Below are 17,679 nucleotides of genomic sequence, written 5' to 3' on the forward strand. Positions count from 1 at the left end.
CGCGCGACCCACTTCCTAAGCTTCTTGCAACTCGCCGCAGCAATGCTGTGGATGCGATGAATGTCGATTCAGCCTAGAGCGTTTCCAGCAAAAGTGGACACCACTTTTGCGGTTCGGAAACGCCCAAATCAAAAAACTTAGAGCTCCTGTTCTGATTAAATCAGAACAGGAGCTCTAGGGCCGCCTCCTGCTCCCGATCAGAAGGTCGAATCGGGGAAGTAATAGGTCTCCGCATTGTCTGGGGTGATCAGCGGCGCCCCGAGGATATATTCGCCCGAGACTGGCCCGTTCGAGGTGAAATGGTTGACGGTGATGTCCATGGCCGTCGCGATCATCGCCGGCGGATAGAGCACATCGACCGGCACCAGTTCCGAGCCCTCCATCACCATCTGGATGATTTCCTTCATCCCCGCGCCGCCGACGATGAACATCTCGTCCTCGCGGTTCGCCTGGCGTACCGCCTCGATCACGCCGAGCGCGATGTCGTCGTCCTGCGCCCACACCCCGTCGATGTCGGGGAAGCGCGACAGGAAGTCCTGCATCACCTCGAATCCGTCATCGCGGTTCCAGTTGGCATATTGGTTGTCGAGCACGGTGATGCCCGATCCCTCGATGGTCTCCATGAAGGCGTTGAAGCGCTCGTCGTCGATCACCGTGGGGATGCCACGCAGCACCACGATATTGTCGCCCTCGCCGAGGCGCTCGCGGAAATACTCGCCGGACACCGCGCCCAGCGCCGTATTGTTGCCCGCCACATAGACGTCCTCGATCCCCTCCTGGGCGAGCCCGCGATCGACCACGGTGATGAACGCTCCCGATTGCTTGACCATGCGCACCGGATCGGTCAGCGGCTCGGATTCGAACGGCAGCACCACCAGCGCGTCGATCTGGTGGATGGAGACCAGGTCTTCGAGGTCGTTGGCCTGCTGCGCCGGGCCGTCCGCCGCCATGAGGATGATGTCAATATTGGGATTGGCCGCTTCCAGCCGGGCCATGGCCTGCTCGGCGTGCCAGTTGACCCCGCCGGTCCAGCCATGGGTGGCGGCCGGGATCGAGACGCCGATCTTGATCTCCTGGGCCGTGGCCGCCGTCGCCGCCAGGGCGGTGCCGCACAGGGCCGCCGCCGCGATAAGCCTCAGTTTCGATTGCATGCTAGTTCCTCCTTTGGGTTTTGGCAGTCTGCGCCTGTTTTGCGCGGCGCCCGCCCGCCGGCCCCTTGGGGGCGCGGCGGAATGCGTTCGGCTAGGAGCCGGCCTTCCGGAAGATGTTGATCCGCCCCAGATTGCCCCGCTGCAGCCAGACGGCGGCGATGATGATCACCCCTTGCACCGCGCCGTTGAGATAGTTGGAGATGATATCGGTGAGGTTGAGGATATTGCCGATGGTGGTGAGCATGATCGCCCCGATCACCGTCCCCCCGATCCGCCCATAGCCGCCCTTGAGCATGGTGCCGCCGATGATCACCGCCGCGATCGCCTCCAACTCCCACAGCACGCCGGTCGAGGACGAGGCCGAGCCCAGCCGGGGCACGTAGATGATGGTGGCCACCGAGACGCACAGCCCCTGGATCACATAGGTCAGCGTGCGCACCCGATCCACCTTGATCGCCGAATAGCGCGCCACGGTCTCGTTCGAGCCGATCGCCATGCAATAGCGGCCGAACGCCGTGCGATTGAGCACGATCCACCCGGCGATGGCCACCAGCCCGAACACCACCACCGGAATGGGCACCCCGAACAGATTGCCATAGTAGACCGGCCGATAGGCGTCCCGGATGTCGAAGGCCAGCGACAGCGTGCCCCCATCGGCGAGATAGGTGACCAGCGAGCGGAAGATGCCCATGGTCCCCAGCGTCACGATGAAGGCCTCGATCTTGCCCTTCGTGGTCATGAACCCGTTGACGAAGCCGGCCAGCAGCCCCAGCGCCACCGAAGCGAGGCACCCGACAAGCACCGTCGCCACCCCCGTGCCCGTGGTGCCGATCATCGTATTCATCACAATGATCATCACCCCCGAGATCACCGCCGCCATCGAGCCCACTGAGAGATCGATGCCCCCCGCCGTGATGACGAAGGTGGCGCCCACCGCGATGATGCCGATAAAGGCCGAGCGGGTCAGCAGATTGGCGATATTGCCTTCCGACGCGAAGGCCGGGTTGAGCGCAAAGCCCAATATGCACAGCGCCACCAGCGCCACGAAGGGCCCGAATGTGTGGTAGTCGATCCGGAACCGCTTCTTGGCGGGTTTTACGCCCTCATGCGCTTGCGCGGTGGACATCGTCCTCTTCTCCCTTCAGTCCTGCGGCATAGCGCATGATTTCGCCTTCGGTGATCTCGGCCCCTTCCAGCGTGCCGGTCCGCCGCCCCTCGCGCATCACCACCACCCGGTGCGACAGCCCGATCACCTCCTGCATCTCGGACGAGACGACGATGATCGATTTGCCCTCTTTGGCCAGCGCCGCGATGATGTGATAGATTTGCTGCTTGGTGCCCACGTCGATGCCGCGGGTCGGCTCGTCGATGATGACGATGTCGGGGTCGGTTTCCATCGCCTTGCCCAGCATCAGCTTCTGCTGGTTGCCGCCCGAGAGCTGCCCCACCTTGACCGAGGCGTCGCGGGCCCGGATGTCGAAGCGCCGCGTCGCGCGCTCCATGGCCTCGACTTCACTCGCCTCGTTGAGAAACCCGTGCCGTATATGGCGCTTGATGGTCAAAAGCGTCAGATTGGGCTGCAGGCCGATATTGAGCAGCAGCCCTTTCCCCTTGCGGTCCTTGGTCATATAGACCAGCCCCGCATCGATGGCCTCGCCGATACCGGAGAACCGCACCGGCTTGCCGCGCACCCGAATCTGGCCCGCATGCACATCGCTCAGCCCCACGATCGCTTCCATCACCGCCGTGCGGCCCGAGCCGATCAGCCCGGCAAAGCCGAGGATTTCCCCCTGGCGCAGCGCAAAGCTCACCCCGCGCACCCCCAGCGCCACGAGACCGTCGACTTCGAGCACCAGCGGCGCGTCCACGTCCGGCTCGTGCTTGGGCGGGTAGAGATTGGACAATTCCCGCCCCACCATCATCTCCGCGATAGCGTCCGGGGTGAGGTCGCCGGTTTCCACCGTGGCGATCAGTTGCCCGTCGCGCAGCACCGTGATGCGGTCGGACAGCGTCATCACCTCGTCCAGCTTGTGCGAAATGAAGACGATCGCCACACCCTTGGCCTTGAGACGCCGCACCTGCTCGAAGAAGGTCTTGGTTTCCGCCGGGGTTAAAACGGCGGTCGGCTCGTCCATGATCAGCACCCGCGCCTCGCGGCTGATGGCCTTGGCGATTTCCACCATCTGCTTGTCGGCCACCGAGAGCGTATTGATACGCCGGTTGGTGTCTATGGCCACGTCGAGACTGTCGAGGATGCGCTGCGCCTCGTTCTGCATGTCGCCCCGCCGCAGGAAGCCGAACCGCGTCCATTCCCGCCCGAGAAAGATCGATTCCGCCACCGTCAAATGCTCGGCGAGGTTGAGTTCCTGGTGGATGACGACGATCCCCATCGCCTCCGCCTCCCCATGCGGGGGCAGGCGGACCGGCGCGCCGTCGAGGATGATGGTGCCCGAGGTCGGCGCCTCGAGGCCCGAAAGGATTTTGATGAGGGTGGATTTTCCGGCGCCGTTTTCGCCGATCAGGGCATGCACTTCCCCGGCCCGCACGTCGAAATCGACGCTGAACAGCACCGGCACTTCCCCAAAACTCTTCGAAATCCGGCTGGCCGCCAGAATCGCCTGTGAGGCGAACTCCGCCATCACCGTCTCCCCCATTCCGAACCGGCCATCCCGGCCAGTCTCTCCTCTTTCGGGTTGTGTAAACCTTTTCATTCGGCATGTAAAGGTTTACATTCTTGACCGGCAGTATACATCTTGAAGCCTGTGGACAGCCGATGGGGCGCGGTTCATAAGCATTGGCCGGCGCCGTCCGCTTCCAGACATCGCCGCCGGCACGGGGGAGCCTTGAGCGCGGTCAAACCAGCAACGATCGAGGATGTGGCGGTGATTGCCGGCGTCTCCATCGCCACGGTTTCCCGGGCGCTCAACGAGCCCGGCAAGGTCGCCGATTCCACGCGCCGCAAGGTCATCGAGGCCGTGGCGCGCACCGGCTACACGACCAATGCCATGGCGCGGAACCTGCGCACCCGCAAATCCAACATGATCCTCATCCTCGCCCCCGATGTGGGCGATCCCAATTTCTCCAACATCCTCGTGGGGCTGGAAACCGCCGCCTCCCGCCGCGGCTATGGCGTCCTTATCGGCAATACCCGCAACGACCCCGAGCGCGAGACCGACTATCTGCGCTTCATCAGCTCCAACCAGGCCGATGGCATCATTCTTTTGACCGGGCACCTGCCCTTTGGCCTCAGCGCCCATCCCGGCATGCGGCTGCCGCCCATGGTGGCCATCAACGAGCCGGTGCCCGATGCGGGCATTCCCTTTGTCGGGGTCGACAATGCCGAGGGCGCGCGCGTCGCCACCGATCACCTGATCAGCCAGGGCCATCGCGACATCGCCTTTATCGGCCATGCGCCGGGGCGCCTCGTCGCCGGCCTGCGCGAGACCGGCTATCGCACCGCCATGGCCGGGGCCGGGCTCGAGATCGATCCCCGTTTCGTCCTCGAAGCGGATGGCACCACCGAGAGCGGGCGCGCCGCCACCGAGCGCATGTTCGTCCGCGACCGCCTGCCCACCGCCTTTTTCTGCGTCAACGACGCCACCGCGCTCGGGGTGATCATCGCCCTCACCGCCCGCAGCTACAATCTGCCCCACGATTTTTCCATCATGGGCTTCGACGACATTTCCTATGCCAGTTTCGTCAGCCCCTCGCTGACCACCATGAAGCAGCCCCGCCTGCAGATCGGCGAGGCGAGCATGGACCTGCTGCTGGCCATGCTGGAGGGCGAGCCCGCCGGGCACCGCCATCACCTGCATCGCGCCGAGCTGATCCTGCGCAATTCCGTGGCGCTCAACCGCAAGCACCGGCCCTGAGGGCCGGCGCTCCTTGTCTCCAGCCAGCGATCAGGGTGTGGTGACCGGGGGCGTGTCCGCTTCGGGCGCTGGCTCCTCGGCCGCCGGGGGCTCGACGGCGGGTGTCTCGGCCGCAGGCTCTTCGGCGGCCGGGGGTTCCGCCGCGGGCGCTTCGACCGCCGGCACGTCGACCACCGGAGGCGCGGTCTCGGTTTCCGGCACCGGCGCGGGGGTCGGCAGTTCGTCGAGCGCGTCCTCGGCCGGGCTCTCCACCGCGTCGCTGTTCTCGATAGTCGCCCCGCCATCGGTGGTGGTGGCGGTCTGGTCGCTATTAGCGGTGAAATACCAGATGGCCAGCGCGAACAGGATCACGATGGCGATGAGGCCGTAGATCAGCGCCCGCGAATTTTCCTTGCGGCTGTTGCCCTGGCGCATTTCGGTCTTGTTGAGATGGGGATCAGGATCGGTCATGTGTCTCTCGAAAGCAAATGGGGTGTTGAAAACATTGAAATATAAACGGCGCATTCGGCGCCGAAATGATAACGCTGACCGCCCGACAGTGTTCCCGAGGCCGTGATCCTTTGATGTCGAGCCGAAGCGGATTTGCGTTCGATAACCCCCTCTTGCCCCTGCAATCGCCCTTGCATGGGGCCAATTGTGACGACATAGTGTTTTTGTCCAATTGGTTAAATTTGGAACGCCATGTCCCTGAACGGCCCTGAACCATTGCTGACCCTGCGGGGCCTCACCAAATCATTCGGCAGCTTCAAGGCCAATGACGGCGTCGATCTCGACATCTATCCGGGCGAGATTCACGCGCTTCTGGGCGAGAACGGCGCCGGCAAGTCGACCTTCGTCAAGATGCTCTACGGCGCCTTGCAGCCCGATGCGGGCGCGATCGTCTGGCGCGGGCAGGAGACGGTCATTCCCAGCCCCGCCCATGCCCGCCAATTGGGCATCGGCATGGTCTTCCAGCACTTTTCGCTGTTCGAAGCCCTGACCGTGGCCGAGAACGTCGCCGTGGCGCTCTCGGGCGACGAACCGCTGAGGAAGGTCGCCGCCGATCTCGAGGCGGTGTCCCGGCAATACGGCCTGCCGCTCAAGGCCAATGCCCGCGTGCACGACCTGTCGGTCGGCGAGCGCCAGCGGATCGAGATCGTGCGCTGCCTGCTCGGCCATCCCGACCTGATCATCATGGACGAGCCGACCTCGGTCCTCACCCCGCAGGAGGTCGAGGACCTGTTCGCCGTGCTGCGCCAGCTCGCCGCCGAGGGCAAGGCGATCCTCTATATCTCCCACAAGCTCGAAGAGGTCCGGGCGCTGTGCGAGCGCGCCACCATATTGCGCCATGGCAAGGTTGTGGGCACCTGCGTGCCGCGCGAGGAGACCGCCGCCTCCATCGCCCGCATGATGGTGGGCGCCGACATCCACCAGATCCGCCCCGCCAAACCGGCCAGCACCGCCACCGCTCCGCTCCTCACCCTGCGCGATCTCTCCATGCCGGCCCGCGACGTCTTCGGCACCGCACTCAAGCACATTTCCCTCGATCTGCACCCGGGCGAAATCCTCGGCATCGCCGGCATTGCCGGCAATGGCCAGTCCGAGCTGTTCGACGTCATCTCCGGCGAACGCCTGGCCAGCCGGCCCGACGAGGTGACCCTGTTCGGCGCGCCGGTCGGCCATGTGGACATTTCCGCCCGCCGCGCCAAGGGGGCGGTGTTCATCTCCGAGGAACGGCTCGGCCACGCCACCGTGCCCGGCCTGGCGCTGAGCGAAAACGTCATCCTCACCCGCCACCGGGTCAATCCGGGCCTCAAATCGGGCCTGTTCCTCAATCGGGGCCGGGCCCGCAGCCTGCTCGACACCATCAGCGAAAAGCTCGACGTGCGCAAAAGCACCCCCGACCCCGCCGCCCAGGCGCTATCGGGCGGCAATCTGCAGAAATTCATCATCGGGCGCGAAGTGCTCGAGAACCCCAGGGTCATCGTCGTCAACCAGCCCACCTGGGGGGTCGATGCCGGCTCGGCCGCCCTCATCCGTCAGGCGCTGGTCGACCTGGCCCAGGGCGGCGCCGCCATCCTGGTCATCAGCCAGGACCTCGACGAACTGTTCGAATTCACCGACCGCATCGCCGCCATCGCCGAAGGCCGCCTGTCGGACTTCACCCCCGTCGCCGAGACCGACCGCCGCGCCATCGGGCTGAAGATGTCGGGCATTTTCGAGGGAGTCCCCGCATGAGGCTCGAACTCATCAAGCGCGGCAATCCCTCGCAAGTCCTGCGCTTTCTGTCCCCGCTGATCGGGCTGGCGCTCGCCATCCTCACCGGGGCCATCATGTTCGCCGTGCTCGGCAAGAACCCGTTCCAGGCGCTCTATGTCTATTTTGTCGAACCGCTGACCGAGCTCTGGTCGGTGCATGAGCTGCTGATCAAGGCCGCCCCGCTCATCCTCATGGGCGCCGGCCTGTCGGTCTGCTACCTCTCCAACAACTGGAACATCGGCGCCGAGGGCCAGTTCATCATGGGCGCCCTGGCCGGATCGATCTTCCCGGTGCTGTTCACCGACGTCCAGGGCTTTTTCGTCCTGCCGCTGATGCTGGGCTTTGCCATTATCGGCGGCGCCCTCTGGGCCCTGATCCCTGCCCTGCTCAAGGCGCGGTTCAACACCAATGAGATTCTGGTCAGCCTGATGCTGGTCTATGTGGCCGAGCTGATCCTCGATTATCTGGTGCGCGGTCCGTGGCGCAATCCGCAGGGGATGAACTTCCCCGAATCCGTGCGCTTCCCCTCCTTCGCCCGCATCCCCGAGCTGATGCCCGTCGATGGCCGCGCCAATTGGGGCATCGTCATCGCCATCCTGGTGGCCATCGGCATCTGGGTCATGCTCAGCCGCACCCTGAAAGGCTTCGAGATCAAGGTGCTGGGCTCGAGCCCGCGCGCTGGCAAGTTCGCCGGGTTCGACGCGAAGAAAATGGTGTTCTTCGCCTTCCTGCTCGCCGGCGGCTGCGCCGGGCTGGCCGGCATCATCGAGGTGGCTGGGGCCTCGGCGCAATTGCGCCCCACCATTTCGCCCGGCTATGGCTTTGCCGCCATCATCGTTGCCTTTCTCGGCCGTCTCAATCCGCTCGGCGTCATCGTCGCCGGGCTGGTGCTCGCCCTCACCTATCTGGGCGGCGAGGCAGCACAGATCACCCTGGGGCTTTCCGACAAGGTGGCCCGCGTCTTCCAGGGCGCCTTGTTGCTCTATATCCTCGCCTGCGACACCCTGATTCACTATCGCATCCGCTTCGTGCGCACACCGAAGGCCGTGGGGAGCGCTGCCGATGCTTGAATCCATCCTGCTCACCATCGCCACCGCCGCCACCCCGCTCCTTCTCGCCGCCTTGGGCGAACTGGTCGTCGAACGCTCCGGCGTCCTCAATCTCGGCGTCGAGGGCATGATGATCATGGGTGCCGTGGGCGGCTTTGCCGGCATGATCCTCACCGGCAACCCCTTCATCGGCGTCCTCGTGGGGGTCGCGCTGGGGGTGGCCCTCTCGCTGCTGTTCGGCTTCCTCGTCCTCACCCTCGCCACCAATCAATACGCCACCGGTCTGGCGCTGACCATTTTCGGCCTCGGCCTCTCCGGCCTGCTTGGCGAATCCTTTATCGGCCGCTCCTCGGTGCGCATGCCGGTGCTCAACATTCCCGGCCTGTCCGACCTGCCCGTTATCGGCCGGCTGCTGTTCGGCCAGGACATCATCTTCTACCTTTCCATCCTCATCGTGATCGGGGTCACCTGGTTCCTGTTCTCGACCCGGCAGGGGCTGAAATTGCGCGCCATCGGCGACAATCCGCAATCGGCCCACGCGCTCGGCATCAAGGTGCTGCGCTATCGCTATCTCGCCGTCATGTTCGGGGGGGCCTGCGCCGGGCTGGCCGGGGCGCATCTGTCGCTGGTCTATACCCCGCAATGGACCGAGAACATGACCGCCGGGCGCGGCTGGATCGCGCTGGCGCTGGTGGTCTTTGCCTCCTGGCGCCCCTTCCGCGTGCTGGCCGGGGCCTATTTCTTCGGCGCGGTGTCCATCGGCCAGTTGCACGCCCAGGCCCTGGGGCTGGGCATCCCGTCCCAACTGCTCTCCGCGCTCCCCTATCTCGCCACCATCCTCGTTCTGGTTATCATCTCCCAGAACAGGCGGCTGACGCTGATCAATACCCCGGCCTCGCTCGGCAAGAGCTTTGTGCCAGATCGCTAACTTAATGTAGAAAACGGAAGGAACATCATCATGAAACCTCTCCTCACGACCCTGGCGGCGGCCACCGCCCTGTCCATGACCATGGTCCCTGCCGCCTTCGCGCAGCAGGAGCACGTGGACGCCTGCTTCGTCTATGTCGGCCCGGCCAATGACGGCGGCTGGAGCCAGGCCCATGACGTGGCCCGCCAGAAGGTGGAAGAGCATTTCGGCGACGCCGTCTCCACCCGCTTCGTCGAATCCATCCCCGAAGCCAGCTCCGAAGGCGCCATCGAGCGCATGGCGCGTTCGGGCTGCGACGTGGTCTTCACCACCTCCTTCGGCTTCATGGACCCCACCCTCGCCGTGGCCGAGCGTTTCCCGGACGTCAAGTTCGAGCACGCCACCGGCTACAAGACCGCGCCCAATATGAGCGCCTACAATGCGCGCTTCCATGAGGGCCGCTATATCCAGGGCGTCATCGCCGCCTCGGTGTCGGAAACCGGCACGGCCGGCTACATCGCCTCGGTGCCGATCCCCGAAGTGGTTCTGGGCATCAACGCCTTCATCCTTGGCGCGCAGTCGGTCAATCCCGACTTCTCGCTCAAAGTCGTGTGGGTCAACGATTGGCACAATCCGGGCCTCGAGGCCGACGCCGCCAAGGTGCTGCTCGACCAGGGCGTCGACATCCTGACCCAGCACACCGACTCCACCGCCCCCGTGCAGGAAGCCGCCGCCCGCGGCGTCAAGGCGTTCGGCCAGGCCTTCGACATGATCGAGGCAGGCCCGGAAACCCAGCTTACGGCCATCATGGACACCTGGGACGCCTATTATATCGACCGTGTCCAGACCATTCTCGACGGCACCTGGGAGGAACAGAACGTCTGGCTCGGCCTCGAGGACGGCATCCTCTCCATGGCGCCCTATACCAACATGCCCGACGACGTGAAGGCGCTGGCCGAGGAAACCGAAGCGGCCATCCGCTCGGGCGACCTCGTGGTCTATGAAGGCCCGATCACCCGCCAGGACGGCTCGGTCTGGCTCGAAGACGGCCAGATCGCCGAAATCGGCGAACTGCTCGGCCTCAATTTCTACGTCGAAGGCGTCGACGACCAGCTCCCGCAATAAGCCGGGCGCATTTCCCCGATCACCCAACGGCGGCAGCAATGCCGCCGTTTTTGTTCCTTGACCGTAGCGCACGGTCCCGTCACCCTTCCCTGAAACAAGGACCCGCCCCATGACCGACGCCGCCCGCCTCGCCCGCATGATCCGCGCCGGACGCGGGGACGAACCGGCCGATCTGGTCATCCGCGACGTCCGCCGCCTCGACATCATCACCGGCGAGATCACAGCGACCGACATCGCCATCGTCGCCGACCGCATCGTGGGCACCCATGGCCGTTATGAGGGCAGGGCCGAGATCGACGGCGCCGGGCGCTTCGCCGTCCCCGGCTTCATCGATACCCATCTCCACATCGAATCTTCCCTCGTCACCCCGCACGAATTCGACCGCTGCGTCCTCCCCCATGGGATCACCACCGCCATCTGCGATCCCCATGAGATCGCCAATGTGCTGGGAACGGTCGGGCTGCGCTATTTCCTCGACAGCGCCGAGCGCACCATCATGGATATCCGCGTCAACCTCTCGTCCTGCGTGCCCGCCACCCCGTTCGAAACCGCCGGTGCGCGGCTCGAGATCGCCGACCTCCTGCCCTTCCGCGACCATCCCAAGGTCATCGGCCTCGCCGAGATGATGAATTTCCCCGGCGTCATCGCCTGCGATCCGGGCATCCTCGAAAAGCTCGCCGCCTTCCAGTCCGGGCATATGGACGGCCATGCGCCGCTGCTCTCGGGGTTCGATCTCAACGCCTATCTCGCCGCCGGCATCCGCACCGACCACGAGGCGACCTCCAGCGCCGAGGCGCGCGAAAAGCTCGCCAAAGGCATGGCGATCCTCATCCGCGAGGGCTCGGTCTCAAAGGACCTCGACGCCCTCGCCGAAATCCTCGACGAAAACACCTCCGCTTTCGTCGCCCTGTGCACCGACGACCGCAACCCCCTCGACATCGAGGAGGAGGGCCATCTCGATTCCTCGATCCGCCGCCTCATCGCCCATGGGCGGCCCCTGCACCATGTCTATCGCGCCGCCTCCCATTCCGCCGCCCGCATTTTCGGCCTCGCCGATCGCGGTCACATCGCCCCCGGCTGGCGCGCCGACATCGCCCTGCTCGACAGTCTTGAGGCGTGCCGCGTCTCCGATGTCATTTCCGCCGGCCGCCATGTCACCCCCGAAATCTGGGCCACCCGCGCGCCCGTCGCCCCGGTCGGCCTCAAGTCGATGAAGGCACGGCCGGTCACGCCCGAGGCCTTCGTCACCCCGCCCCTCCCCGGCCGCAACGAGGTGCCGGTCATCGGCGTCAGGCCCGGCCTCATCCTCACCTTCCGCGAATCCGCCGCCCTCGCCAGCACCGAAGCCGGCCTGCAGCCCGATATCGGCGCCGATGTCATCAAGCTCGCTGTCATCGAACGCCACGGCATCAACGGCAATATCGGCCGCAGCTTCGTCAAGGGGTTTGGCCTCGAGCGCGGCGCCATCGCCTCCTCGGTCGGCCATGACAGCCACAACATCACCGTGATCGGGGTCGCCGATGCCGACATGGCCCTGGCCGTCAACCGTCTCATCGCAATGGGCGGCGGTTTCGCCGTCGCCTGCGAGGGCGCCATTCTCGCCGAACTGGCCCTGCCCATCGCCGGGCTGATGAGCGACCAGCCCTTCGAAACGGTGACCGAACGCCTCAAGACCCTGCGCGAAGCGGCCCGCTCAATCGGCTGCACACTGCCCGAACCCTTCCTCCAGGCCGCCTTCCTCGCCCTGCCGGTCATCCCCCATCTCAAGATGACCGATCGCGGCCTGTTCGACGTCGACGCGTTCGATTTTATTTAGGAGACTCCCCAGCTTGATAATATCGCTGGTCCCACTATCTCTAGTCCAATGATGGACAAAGAGCGGACTCGCCTCGAACGCCTGTTTCTCCGCCTCGAAGCGCGTTTCCCGCGCTTTGCGATGGTGATCTATATCCTGCGCCAGCCCTGGGCCATGCTGATCCGCGTTCCGCTCGGCATCCTGCTGGTCATCGGCGGCGTGCTGTCCTTCCTGCCGGTGCTCGGCCTGTGGATGCTGCCGCTCGGCCTTTTGCTCCTCGCCATCGACCTGCCCTTCCTGCAACGCCCCATGAGCGGGCTGGTGCTGCGCGGCGAGCGCCAGTTCAAGCTCTGGCGCCGCAATCGCCGCGACCGCAAATCCCCACCCCCCGCAGGGTAGCAGCCGCACCTCGGCGCCCCCCTCATCCGTCTCGCCCTGCGGGCGATCCACCTTCTCCCACCAGGGGAGAAGGAAAGAGTGAGGCAGCGGCAAGCCTTCCTTCTCCCCTGGTGGGAGAAGGTGGGCTTTCGCGTCAGCGAAAGGTCGGATGAGGGGGGGGGACGCTGAGGTGGCCAGGGACAAAACAGCCAATGACTATTCCCTTGGCTCCGCCCCCTACCCCGCCGCCTTCTTCTCCACCCGCTTGGCATGAAGGATCGGCTCGGTATAGCCCGAGGGCTGCTGCGTGCCCTCCAGCGCCAGCGCCAGCGCCGCCTGGAAGGCGATCGAGGCCTCAGGGTCGGTGCTCATCTTCTCATAGCCCGGATCGCCCGCATTCTGCGCGTCGACCACTTTCGCCATGCGCGTGAAGGTCGCCACCACCTCGTCCTGGGTCACCAGCCCGTGCCACAGCCAGTTGGCGATGGCCTGAGAGGAAATCCGGCACGTCGCCCGGTCTTCCATCAACCCCACATCGTTGATATCGGGCACTTTCGAGCAGCCCACCCCCGCATCCACCCAGCGCACCACATAGCCCAGTATGCCCTGCGCATTGTTGTCGAGCTCGCGGGCGATCGCCTCGGGCGAGAGCGTCGCCGGGTCCAGCGCCGGCATCGAGAACAAGTCCCCGAGACCGGGGATCGGCTCGTTGTGCCGGCGTTTCTGCGCCTCGAACACGTCCACGGCGTGATAATGCAGCGCATGCAGCGTCGCCGCCGTCGGCGAGGGCACCCAGGCGCAATTGGCCCCGGCCCTGGGGTGGCCGATCTTCTGCTCCAGCATCGCCGCCATCTCGTCGGGCTTGGCCCACATGCCCTTGCCGATCTGCGCCCGCCCGGTAAAGCCGCAAGCAATGCCGATGGTGACGTTGCGGTCCTCATAAGCCTCGAGCCAGCGCTCGGACCGCACCCGGTCCTTGGGCAGCACGGGCCCGGCCTCCATCGCGGTGTGGATCTCGTCCCCCGTCCGGTCGAGAAAGCCGGTATTGATGAAGAACACTCGCTCCCGTGCCGCAAAGATCGCCGCCTTGAGATTGGCCGAGGTCCGCCGCTCCTCGTCCATGATGCCGATCTTGATCGTATTGAGCGGCAGGCCGAGCATCTTTTCCACCGCGCCGAACACATTGCAGGCGAACAGCACTTCGGTCGGCCCGTGCATCTTGGGCTTGACGATATAGACGGCGCCCGTCGCCGAATTGGCCCGGCGCCCCAGATCGTGCATGGCGCAGAGCGTGGTGATCGCCGCATCCATCAGCCCTTCGCCGATCGGCTGCCCCGACGCGTCGCGCACCGCGTCCGTGGTCATCAGATGCCCCACATTGCGCACCAGCATCAGCGCCCGTCCCTTGAGGACGAGTTCCGAGCCGTCCGGCGCCCTGTAGCTCCGGTCGCCATTGAGCCGGCGGGTCATCATCCGCCCGCCCTTTTCAAAACTGTCCTCGAGTTCGCCGGTCATCAGGCCCAGCCAGTTGCGATAGACCCCGACCTTGTCCTCGGCATCCACCGCCGCCACCGAATCCTCGCAATCCTGGATGGTGGTCAGCGCGCTTTCGACGATCACATCGGCCAGATGCGCCGGATGGTCCTTGCCCACTGGGTGGCCGGCGTCGATCACCAGCTCCACATGCAGCCCGTGATGCCGCAGGAGGATGCGCAGCGTCTCCCCATCCTGCACATAGCCGACAAAGGCCTCGGGATCGGCCAGCCTCGTCGGCCCGTCCTGACTTTCAACCACCAGTTTCACCACCGCCCCGGAAGTATCGACGCCATAGCGCGTCACCGCCCAGTGCTTGACCCCAAGCAGGGGAAACGCCTCGTCGAGGAAGTGTCCGGCGCGCGCGAACACCTCGCCCCCGCGCCGGGGATTATACGCCGACCCCGGCGCCAGTTCCCCTTCGCGCGAGATCGCATCGGTGCCATAGAGCGCATCATAAAGGCTGCCCCAGCGGGCATTGGCGGCATTGAGCGCATAGCGGGCATTGGAGACCGGCACCACCAGTTGCGGCCCGCACAGCGTGGCGATCTCGGGATCGAGATTTTCCGTCTCGATGCGGAAATCCTCCGGCTCGACCTCGATATATCGGATGTCGCGCAGAAACGCCTCATAGGCGGCGGGGTCATTGGCCACCGGCCCGTTGTCGCGATGCCAGTCGTCGATCTGGCTCTGCATGCGGTCGCGGATTTCCAGCAATTCGCGATTGCCCGGCATGTACTGGGCGATCATCTCGGCGAACCCGGCCCAGAACCGGTCGGCCGGCACATCGAGCCCCTTGAGCGCCTCGTCCTCGACAAACGCCGCCAGTTGCGCGTCGACCTCCAGACCGGCCCGGTTCACATAGGTGCTCATGCTCATTCCTTTCCGCTGCGCCTCACGCCCCCACCCTTACCCCGCGCCCCGCGTCCCGCCAATCCACCCCGCAAAACCCTTCCACCATACGGAAAATGGTTGGGGTTGCGGGCTCCCTTCTCCCCTGGTGGGAGAAGGTGGATCGGACCGAAAGGTCCGAGACGGATGAGGGGGGCGCAGCGCTTCGACAACCACCCGCGCCCGCCCCCTATCGCCCCAGCTTCCCCTTCGCCGCCTCGCCGGCCACATAGGTCTCGACCACCACCCGGTCGTCCCCGCAGGTCTGGAGCAGGAACAATTCCTCGGACAGGCTCTCCGCCTGTTCCATCTTGAGCCGCATATGCGGCAGGGCGCGGGCGTCGAGCACCACCATGTCCGCCTCGGCGCCCGGCTCCAGCGCCCCGATCACGTGGTCGAGTCCCAGCGCCCGGGCATTGCCCAGGGTCATCATGAAAAAGCTTTCGATCGGCGACAGGCGCTGGCCGCGCAATTGCAGCACCTTGTAGCCCTCGTCCAGCGTGCGCAGCATGGAATAGCTCGTGCCCCCGCCCACATCGGTCGCCACCCCGATGCGCACATTGGCCGCCATCATCCGCGCCCGGTCAAACAGGCCCGACCCGATGAACAGATTCGAGGTGGGACAGAACACCGCCACCGATCCGGTCTCCGCCAGAATGCCGATCTCCCGGTCGGTCATATGGATACAGTGCCCGAGCAGGGTTTTGGGACCCAGAAGCCCGTAATGCTCGTAAATCCCCACATAGTCCGGCAGGTTCGGATAAAGCTCCCGCGCGAATGCGATCTCCCCCAGGCTCTCGTTCACATGCGTCTGCACATGCGCGTCGGGAAATTGCCGCACCAGGTCCTGGGCCATCTCCATCTGCGCCGGCGACGAGGTGAGCGCGAAGCGCGGCGTGATGGCATAGTTGAGCCGCCCCGCCCCGTTCCATTTCTCAAGGAGCGCCTTGCTCTCGTCATAGCCCTTTTGCGGCGTATCGAGCAGGCCCGGCGGCGCGTTGCGGTCCATCATCACCTTGCCGGCCACCATGCGCATGTCGCGCGCCCTGGCTTCGGCGAAGAACGCCTCGGCCGATTGCGCATGCACCGAGCAATAGACCGCCGCGGTGGTGGTCCCATGGCGCACCAGCTCGTCGCAGAACAGCGCCGCGATGCGCGCCGCATGCGCCGGGTCGCCGAAGCGCTGCTCCTCGATGAAGGTGTAGGTGTTGAGCCATTCGAGCAGGTCCGTGGCGTAGGAGCCGATCACCTGCATCTGCGGGTAATGGATATGGGTGTCGATGAAGCCCGGCAGGATCAGCCCCGGCCGGTGATCGATCACATCGGCCTTGGGCGCGACCAGCGCCAGCCCGGCGTCCCAGGCGCCCACCGAGACGATCCGGCCCTCTTCGACCACGACGGCCCCGTCCTCGATATAGCGATAGCTCTCATGGTCGTCCGGCCCGTTGGGCTCGGAAACGAAGGTGAGCACCCGCCCGCGCAGAATCCTCGCCGTCACAGACTCTGCTCCCCGGTTACCGATTGATACCACACCATGAGCAGCGCCCGTTCCTCATCGGTCATGAACGACACATTCCCCGGCGGCATGGCTGAACTGCGGCCCGCCTGCACATAGATTTCCCGCGCATGCTCGGCGATCCGCTCGGGCGTGTCGAGCCGCACGTCCCTGGGCGCCATATGCACCCCTTCATAGCCCGGCTGGCTCGCATGGCACATGGAGCACCGCCCCAGGACGATGTCGGAGGCCTGCTGGAAATGGGCGTCCGACATGAAGGCCTGCGCCGTGGCGCTCACCGCCGGCGCACCGGTCTCGGCCCGCTGTCTGGGATAGCCCGACAGCCAGATGATGCCGACAAAGAGGATCAGCGCCAGCGCGAAGGTCCAGTATTCCCGCCGCCCCGTCGCGTGCATGGTGTTGAAGAAATGCCGGATCAGCACCCCGATCAGAAAGATCAGCCCGGCAATTGCCCAGCTGTACTGCGTCGCGAATGCCAGCGGATAGTGGTTCGACAGCATGAAGAACAAGACCGGCAGCGTCAGGTAGTTGTTGTGCACGCTGCGCTGTTTCGATTGCGCCCCCAACGCCGGATCGGGCGCCTCCCCCGCCTTCATCGCCGCGACGATCTTTTTCTGGTTGGGGATGATGATGAAAAACACGTTCGCCGACATGATGGTCGCCGTGAACGCCCCCATATGGAGGAACGCCGCCCGCCCGGTGAACACCTGCGCATAGCCCCAGGCCATGGCCAAGAGGATGAGGAACAGGACGACCATCAGCCCGTTCTGGCTTCGGCCCAGCGGCGTGCGGCACAGCGCGTCATAGAGCACCCAGCCCAGCCCCAGCGAGGCCAGTGAGATGACGATCGCCACCGGCGCTTCGACATCGAGCACCGTGCGGTCGATGAGATAGAGGTCCGCCCCGGCATAATAGACGATGGCCAGCATGGCAAACCCGCTCAGCCATGTGGTGTAGCTCTCCCACTTGAACCACACCAGATGCTCGGGCAGGTTGGGCGGCGCCACCATGTATTTGTTGATGTGGTAGAACCCGCCCCCATGCACCTGCCATTCCTCGCCCAGCACCCCCTGCGGCAGTCCCGCATGCTTGCGCAGGCCCAGATCGAGCGCGATGAAATAGAAGGACGAGCCGATCCACGCGATCCCCACGATCACGTGCACCCACCGCACCGCGAAGGCCAGCCATTCCCAAAACAGCGTGAAATCGGTCATTTCAGTCCTG

The 17,679-nt window shown here is 65.2% G+C and carries 14 protein-coding genes; 7 read left to right on the forward strand and 7 right to left on the reverse strand.

What is annotated here, in order from left to right; genetic code table 11:
• Positions 1-197 precede the first annotated feature (197 nt).
• The 3 genes from DVH29_RS07705 to DVH29_RS07715 all read right to left on the reverse strand — a co-directional run bounded on the left by DVH29_RS07705 (position 198) and on the right by DVH29_RS07715 (position 3,790).
• Entirely contained in the window at positions 198-1,151 is a 954-nt protein-coding gene (locus tag DVH29_RS07705; protein WP_114645597.1) for a substrate-binding domain-containing protein, read from the reverse strand.
• 91 nt (positions 1,152-1,242) lie between these two features.
• The gene (locus DVH29_RS07710) at positions 1,243-2,277 is read right to left on the reverse strand and encodes an ABC transporter permease (RefSeq protein ID WP_114645598.1); all 1,035 of its coding nucleotides are present in this window, start codon (positions 2,275-2,277) and stop codon (positions 1,243-1,245) included.
• A complete protein-coding gene (locus DVH29_RS07715; protein WP_114645702.1) occupies positions 2,255-3,790 on the reverse strand; it encodes a sugar ABC transporter ATP-binding protein in 1,536 nt (511 codons plus the stop codon). Before DVH29_RS07715 ends, DVH29_RS07710 begins: the two co-directional genes overlap by 23 nt.
• Positions 3,791-3,994: 204 nt before the next feature.
• On the opposite strand from DVH29_RS07715, the gene DVH29_RS07720 reads away from it, so the two are divergent.
• Positions 3,995-5,023 carry a LacI family DNA-binding transcriptional regulator gene (locus tag DVH29_RS07720; RefSeq protein ID WP_114645599.1) on the forward strand — a complete coding sequence of 343 codons (1,029 nt, stop codon included), beginning with the start codon at positions 3,995-3,997 and terminating at the stop codon, positions 5,021-5,023.
• Positions 5,024-5,053: 30 nt separating this feature from the next.
• Here DVH29_RS07720 and DVH29_RS07725 read toward each other — a convergent pair whose 3' ends face one another.
• Positions 5,054-5,473, reverse strand: coding sequence for a hypothetical protein (locus DVH29_RS07725; protein ID WP_147276034.1), 420 nt, complete (start codon positions 5,471-5,473; stop codon positions 5,054-5,056).
• Positions 5,474-5,704: 231 nt separating this feature from the next.
• On the opposite strand from DVH29_RS07725, the gene DVH29_RS07730 reads away from it, so the two are divergent.
• From DVH29_RS07730 to DVH29_RS07755, 6 genes are all read left to right on the forward strand, one after another.
• Positions 5,705-7,240 carry an ABC transporter ATP-binding protein gene (locus DVH29_RS07730; protein WP_114645601.1) on the forward strand — a complete coding sequence of 512 codons (1,536 nt, stop codon included), beginning with the start codon at positions 5,705-5,707 and terminating at the stop codon, positions 7,238-7,240.
• Positions 7,237-8,331, forward strand: coding sequence for an ABC transporter permease (locus DVH29_RS07735; RefSeq protein WP_114645602.1), 1,095 nt, complete (start codon positions 7,237-7,239; stop codon positions 8,329-8,331). The genes DVH29_RS07730 and DVH29_RS07735 overlap by 4 nt, the downstream gene beginning before the upstream one ends.
• A complete protein-coding gene (locus tag DVH29_RS07740; RefSeq protein WP_114645603.1) occupies positions 8,324-9,238 on the forward strand; it encodes an ABC transporter permease in 915 nt (304 codons plus the stop codon). Before DVH29_RS07735 ends, DVH29_RS07740 begins: the two co-directional genes overlap by 8 nt.
• Positions 9,239-9,268: 30 nt before the next feature.
• On the forward strand, positions 9,269-10,342 hold the full coding sequence (locus DVH29_RS07745) for a BMP family ABC transporter substrate-binding protein (protein WP_114645604.1): 1,074 nt from the start codon (positions 9,269-9,271) through the stop codon (positions 10,340-10,342).
• 109 nt (positions 10,343-10,451) lie between these two features.
• Positions 10,452-12,158 (forward strand): adenine deaminase, encoded by a 1,707-nt coding sequence (gene ade, locus DVH29_RS07750; protein ID WP_114645605.1) that lies wholly within the window; start codon positions 10,452-10,454, stop codon positions 12,156-12,158.
• Positions 12,159-12,278: 120 nt separating this feature from the next.
• Entirely contained in the window at positions 12,279-12,536 is a 258-nt protein-coding gene (locus tag DVH29_RS07755) for a hypothetical protein (RefSeq protein WP_245944922.1), read from the forward strand.
• 216 nt (positions 12,537-12,752) lie between these two features.
• Here the strand turns inward: DVH29_RS07755 and DVH29_RS07760 are convergent, their stop codons facing one another.
• From DVH29_RS07760 to DVH29_RS07770, 3 genes are all read right to left on the reverse strand, one after another.
• Positions 12,753-14,921, reverse strand: coding sequence for a malate synthase G (locus tag DVH29_RS07760; protein WP_114645607.1), 2,169 nt, complete (start codon positions 14,919-14,921; stop codon positions 12,753-12,755).
• Between the two features lie 208 nt (positions 14,922-15,129).
• Positions 15,130-16,437, reverse strand: coding sequence for a guanine deaminase (gene guaD, locus DVH29_RS07765; RefSeq protein WP_114645608.1), 1,308 nt, complete (start codon positions 16,435-16,437; stop codon positions 15,130-15,132).
• The gene (locus DVH29_RS07770) at positions 16,434-17,669 is read right to left on the reverse strand and encodes a urate hydroxylase PuuD (protein WP_114645609.1); all 1,236 of its coding nucleotides are present in this window, start codon (positions 17,667-17,669) and stop codon (positions 16,434-16,436) included. Before DVH29_RS07770 ends, guaD begins: the two co-directional genes overlap by 4 nt.
• Between the last annotated feature and the right edge of the window lie 10 nt (positions 17,670-17,679).

The sequence above is a fragment of the Pelagibacterium lacus genome (assembly GCF_003345525.1).
GTDB classification, from domain to species: domain Bacteria; phylum Pseudomonadota; class Alphaproteobacteria; order Rhizobiales; family Devosiaceae; genus Pelagibacterium; species Pelagibacterium lacus.

Bases quoted from the DNA above. Each gene is read 5' to 3' on its own strand.
- DVH29_RS07705 (WP_114645597.1), bottom strand. From the start codon at position 1,151: ATGCAATCGAAACTGAGGCTTATCGCGGCGGCGGCCCTGTGCGGCACC.
- DVH29_RS07710 (WP_114645598.1), bottom strand. From the start codon at position 2,277: ATGTCCACCGCGCAAGCGCATGAGGGCGTAAAACCCGCCAAGAAGCGG.
- DVH29_RS07715 (WP_114645702.1), bottom strand. From the start codon at position 3,790: ATGGCGGAGTTCGCCTCACAGGCGATTCTGGCGGCCAGCCGGATTTCG.
- DVH29_RS07725 (WP_147276034.1), bottom strand. From the start codon at position 5,473: ATGACCGATCCTGATCCCCATCTCAACAAGACCGAAATGCGCCAGGGC.
- DVH29_RS07730 (WP_114645601.1), top strand. From the start codon at position 5,705: ATGTCCCTGAACGGCCCTGAACCATTGCTGACCCTGCGGGGCCTCACC.
- DVH29_RS07735 (WP_114645602.1), top strand. From the start codon at position 7,237: ATGAGGCTCGAACTCATCAAGCGCGGCAATCCCTCGCAAGTCCTGCGC.
- DVH29_RS07740 (WP_114645603.1), top strand. From the start codon at position 8,324: ATGCTTGAATCCATCCTGCTCACCATCGCCACCGCCGCCACCCCGCTC.
- DVH29_RS07745 (WP_114645604.1), top strand. From the start codon at position 9,269: ATGAAACCTCTCCTCACGACCCTGGCGGCGGCCACCGCCCTGTCCATG.
- ade (WP_114645605.1), top strand. From the start codon at position 10,452: ATGACCGACGCCGCCCGCCTCGCCCGCATGATCCGCGCCGGACGCGGG.
- DVH29_RS07755 (WP_245944922.1), top strand. From the start codon at position 12,279: ATGGTGATCTATATCCTGCGCCAGCCCTGGGCCATGCTGATCCGCGTT.
- DVH29_RS07760 (WP_114645607.1), bottom strand. From the start codon at position 14,921: ATGAGCACCTATGTGAACCGGGCCGGTCTGGAGGTCGACGCGCAACTG.
- DVH29_RS07770 (WP_114645609.1), bottom strand. From the start codon at position 17,669: ATGACCGATTTCACGCTGTTTTGGGAATGGCTGGCCTTCGCGGTGCGG.